Annotated in this window: 4 protein-coding genes; 2 read left to right on the forward strand and 2 right to left on the reverse strand. The window is 47.1% G+C overall.

Features of this window, described 5'->3' with window-relative positions:
• Window positions 1–330 precede the first annotated feature (330 nt).
• Both HP547_RS27420 and HP547_RS27425 read left to right on the forward strand, forming a co-directional pair.
• On the forward strand, window positions 331–681 hold the full coding sequence (locus HP547_RS27420) for a hypothetical protein (RefSeq protein ID WP_172288576.1): 351 nt from the start codon (window positions 331–333) through the stop codon (window positions 679–681).
• Between the two features lie 140 nt (window positions 682–821).
• Window positions 822–1181 (forward strand): hypothetical protein, encoded by a 360-nt coding sequence (locus HP547_RS27425; RefSeq protein ID WP_172288578.1) that lies wholly within the window; start codon window positions 822–824, stop codon window positions 1179–1181.
• A 159-nt stretch (window positions 1182–1340) separates the two neighbouring features.
• Here HP547_RS27425 and HP547_RS27430 read toward each other — a convergent pair whose 3' ends face one another.
• Together HP547_RS27430 and HP547_RS27435 are read right to left on the reverse strand one after the other, a co-directional pair.
• The gene (locus HP547_RS27430) at window positions 1341–3470 is read right to left on the reverse strand and encodes a hypothetical protein (protein WP_172288580.1); all 2130 of its coding nucleotides are present in this window, start codon (window positions 3468–3470) and stop codon (window positions 1341–1343) included.
• 2 nt (window positions 3471–3472) lie between these two features.
• Entirely contained in the window at window positions 3473–4555 is a 1083-nt protein-coding gene (locus tag HP547_RS27435; protein WP_172288582.1) for a hypothetical protein, read from the reverse strand.
• Window positions 4556–4594 lie beyond the last annotated feature (39 nt).

The following is a 4594-nucleotide window of genomic DNA, read 5'->3' on the forward strand; positions in this document are numbered from 1 at the left end:
CGTTATGTACCAACGTCGGACAACCACCCCCCGGTTGGCTGAGCTCACCTAGCTCGTTCGCCTGTCGACTGGTGACCTGGATGTCGGGCGATAGGTCAATGTGCTCTATTGGCGGCCTGCAAGGCCTCTCCTAGCGCTTCCAAGGCATCCAGAAGACGTTGATCCTCTCTGGGGTCGTCGCTCGCTGGGCGATGGCTCAGGCAGTGCCTGAGGAGGGCTTCAGCGTCATTCTGGTTGAGATCAAACTCGATGTGCATGTAGGCCTCGGCTGTAGGGTGGCGGTATGGTCGTGTTCAGGTATCGGCCACGGAGACATGGTTGTGAGGTTGTGTGGACGCCGAAGTAGAACAGTTGGTGGGGCAGCGCGCGTGGCTCATCTACGGAGAGTCGCTGGGCGCGATTTTGGAGAACGTGCTGTCTAGCTACAAGCGTGCTGGTGGGTTTGACGAATTGACGCGATTCCACGGGAGCACGGCAGGCTATGACGTATTGATGCTTCTCAAGCGCGCCTTGAGACAGCAAGGGCATGCCCGCGGATACCAGGTTGAGGAATCCTTTGTCGAGATACGTTACCGGTTGCGCACGTACCTAGGTGAGGCTTTGCTCCGCAAGATCGTGTCGGAGCATCAGGGCACGCCGGCGTTGCGGGATGCACTGTTCGCGGTGGATCTCGGGGCGTGATGGATTTTGACCAGTAGCTGTGAGCCGCCCTTGGTGAAGCTGCTTGGCACCTAAGGTGCTGAGCAATGACGAAAGTGGCACGCCGGTCTCGATTCAATTAGAGTCGTTTGCTCAATTGGTGTTCTGGCAAGGAAAGCGACATGAAAGTCAAGATCGATCACGTTCATGGGCATGGCGATGCGTCTGAAGAGCGTGTGTTACTAAGTGTGGTGGAAGATTGCAACATGAGTTATTACATGGTTGCAGACACAAGTTACACTGCGGATGGACGGATTTCGAACAAACACCGTCATACTCATTGGTTTCAATCAACTGCGGTAAAAAAAGGCGAACGGATTTCTCTTCACACGAAACCGGGAACATATCAGACAACGATAAATGGTGGCGTGAAGTGGCATCATTTCTATTTTGGGCTCAAAACCCCAATTTGGAACGATGATGGCGACGCAGCAGTGCTTTTCGAAATGAATACTTGGAAAACTACCAAGGCCAGACCTTGATGTGCTGAGGTACTAAAGAATTATTGTGATCTGAATATGATCGCAACATATTAAAGTGCGAGCCTGGGCCTGTGTGCGGGGCTTGATGAGGGGCTACTGGATGTAGCCCCTTAAAAATCTAAAGCCACCTCTCAAGGTAGTGAGTTTATTGATATTGGTCTATACATACCCCTTGGCCAAAGTAAGTGCCATAAGTTTTGGGCTTTGTGCTCTAAGTTCTGCAAGCTGAGAGTTGATACTATCGCTTAGGGTCGTGAATGGCGGGAGCTTTCCGCAAATGACGGCGATAAGGTATTCGGATAGAAGACTTCCCTGTTGAGGGTCTTCCAGTGCTGGAAGCAGAACAGCTAGAGTTTCCTCTTTCTGAATAACTCCATACTCGATAGCTGATGCATTCCTGATGATGGCAGACCGGATAAGCCCTTCAGAATAATTTTCAAAGTTTTTTGCTCCTAATACCTGGGTGTAAGGGAACCCAGGGGAGAGCCGCTTGGTTTCATCATCATGACTTCTCATCAACTGCAGAGAAGATGCAACAGCAAGCACCACCCCAGAAATTCCGGTCTTCTCTGGTGCGAGGTAAGAGCCACCTCCCAGTGTGATGGATTCCGTGCGTGGATCTATGTGGAACAGTGCATCTTTACCGGACAGACCATCCTGTATATTAGAGAGTTTGGTCAGCCTCTCGTAGAAATGGCCAGAATTCTTAATGCCTTTTTTTACGGAGCCATTTATAGAGTTGAACTCAAGGCACCAGGGGCAATCAAACTGATTATAATCAGGTAGTACTAGGGTTTCGATGTGCTGAAGGCTTCGCTTTACACCATCTCGATCTGGGTATGCGACGCAGTTTTTGAGTCTCTTTTCAGCGTTTCCTGAAGCGGGACGATATAGTCCTGATAGGAAAGTAATATCGCGCACCTCTTGATCTAGCTCTGGTGTTTCTCTTATTAGATTGTTCAGCCGCTCAAAAGGCTTTCCGTTGATGACGACGGGGTCGTATATCACGACTTTGTCAGATGCGGCAAAGGCACCAATGGTGTCGCCTTCCAGTACGCTTTCTACCTCTTTCAGATAGATGCACTTGGCGCCCAGTGAGTTAACTTCTTTTTTAAGATTTTCATCATCGCAGAAGGTCAAAACAAGCGAAGCTGACGTCAGAAGAGATCTCAGTTTTTGATTTAAAGCGCCAGAGAAGGCATCAATGCCGGAAAGTTTGCTGTAGTCGACGTAGTAAGCGTAATGTTTACGGCCTTTGAAGTGATCGCCTTTATGGAAGCTGATAATGCTGTCCAAATGGTCATGGTACTTTTCGAAAAATGGTTTACCTGTGCTGGCGATAGTTTTGCATAGGGTAATCCCAGAGTCAGTAAGGCTTTTTACATAATAGGCGCTTGCGTGGATTTCTATTGGCTTGCTGTTTTTTTTGCAGAGTTCACATTCGTCGAAGTTAAAGCGCTTGACTTCAGCGTTGATCTTGCAGATCGCCTCGTCTCCGCCATTAAATGAATATACAGAAACTACGGTGAGCTTTTTTAACGGATATGCAGCGCTAAAAATTTCGCGGAATGTTCGGATCAGGCTACCGCTGCTATCTACACTTACGATCAGCAGGGGATTTGTTGATGATTTCAAGGCCGGCGTCGTGGCGCAGATAACAGATCTGCAATCCCCATGCTTCCTCGCCGGGTGAGCCGGAAGGGCATCGAATACAGTAGTTTTCCCTAGGATTTGCATTGCGCGAAGGGGGAGCGCTGCAATCGACCAGGAGTCAATGAAAATGTAATCGGAATGGTCGATAACCTGAAGTAACCAAAATGCTACCCTGTCTAGGTCATCTTTATTCTTGATCGAGTCCCCGAGTCGAAAAAAAGCATCAGTATGGTTGTGTGAAGGTGTTGTAAAATGGTACTGATCGCCTCCACGAAGAAAACTTTCGCTGGAATACTTGTTTAGAAGTCGATCTAGATCGATGGAGGCAAGCGCCTTAGTGTCGAGTTCATCATCAGCGAGTGATACGCCCTCATTAGTTACTTGATACACCTGGTAGCGTTTGAATTGAGTGCTGTACGTGATAATTCCTAGGAAGGGAAGATTTAAGCGATTTATTAATTTTCTTCGAATAGGAGTATTGTCTTCTTTGTCTATCTCCGTAACCAAATTCAGATTTCTAGCTAGAATAAAACATTTGTCGTAGGGTTCATCTGATGAGCTGGTTGCCATTACCAGCAGTGGTTCGATGTCTGCTGGGCCGACTATGTCAATGCAGTTTATGATTATTGGGTTCATAGTCAAACCGGCATGATCAGCGAGATTGATGTTGAAAGTACGTCGGTTTGATCTTCGGAGAAAAGGACTTTTATGTTGTCTAGAAATGTATCGCTAGCATAGTCATAATTGGCGCAAAGAGTGCCAGAGGTTGTGATGACGACCAGTCCTTTTAGCTTGTGGGCGCACTCCATTGCAGCATGTAAACCAAGTCCGCGCCTTATGGGTTTGCGCTGAATCTTGGAAGTGCTGTGCTGGTGGAATGCTCTCTCTACGACCTCTATCTTGCTTCGTCCGGGGAATGTGGCTTTCAAAGATTCATATATGCCGTATCCTGAGTCCACAACGTCAATAATTAGGTATTTTTTTGCGCCTTCCTTTTGGGATCTTGCTGTTAGGTACGCAGCCAAAGCTATAGGTAGTTTTGAATTTTGAATCTCTGTAAGACTGTTATAGATAACTCTTGATACCTTCATGTATCGCAACGATGTTGTAGGTTGACGAGCATGATGGATCGTGTTTTCCCAGATTTCCTTTAGGAAAACATAGAGGCTCATTGAGTTTACAATTTTTTCAAGTGCTCCTAAGGCTTCCGCAGTAGTCCCAACCATGCACTGTTCGATCTTGGGGCCTAGGAGTGTCCGGAAGTCCTCCTCCGAAGGCTCAGCGGAGCCTAGGTTAAGTACGGGAGGGTGGACGTAGTACGGATCCAATGCATAGAGTGAATAAGATTGGCTTCCCTGAAATGCACCATAGTCCATATCAACAGCAGCGCTGATCATTTCTAAAAGGTATTGTGTTATGTCCTTGTCATGCCTGTCTAAAATCACCAAATCCTGCATGCATATATTGATAAAACAAGCTGAGGCGAGATACGAATCATCTTTGATGCCGTATTCTTCAAGTTCGGCTTTAGATAAGTGGATCTTCACTTTTTCTAAATTGCCAGATCGGGCAAGGCCTATTGCGCAGGAGATAAAAAAGCCTTCGGCTCCAATGGAGAAGCTGGCGTCCTTTTCAAATTTGAAGCTTGATTTATGATTGTGTCTGATTTTGCTAGCTAAGTGACTTATAGAACATCCAGAAGGGATTACAATCTCATTCATGACGGACAAACCTCTTCACCTAAAAAAACATGGTAGTGT

It is taken from the genome of Pseudomonas sp. CM27 (assembly GCF_013179515.1).
In the GTDB taxonomy this organism is placed as follows: Bacteria; Pseudomonadota; Gammaproteobacteria; order Pseudomonadales; family Pseudomonadaceae; genus Aquipseudomonas.

Coding starts and splice junctions, on each gene's coding strand:
- HP547_RS27425 (WP_172288578.1), top strand. CDS start 822: ATGAAAGTCAAGATCGATCACGTTCATGGGCATGGCGATGCGTCTGAA.
- HP547_RS27430 (WP_172288580.1), bottom strand. CDS start 3,470: ATGAACCCAATAATCATAAACTGCATTGACATAGTCGGCCCAGCAGAC.
- HP547_RS27435 (WP_172288582.1), bottom strand. CDS start 4,555: ATGAATGAGATTGTAATCCCTTCTGGATGTTCTATAAGTCACTTAGCT.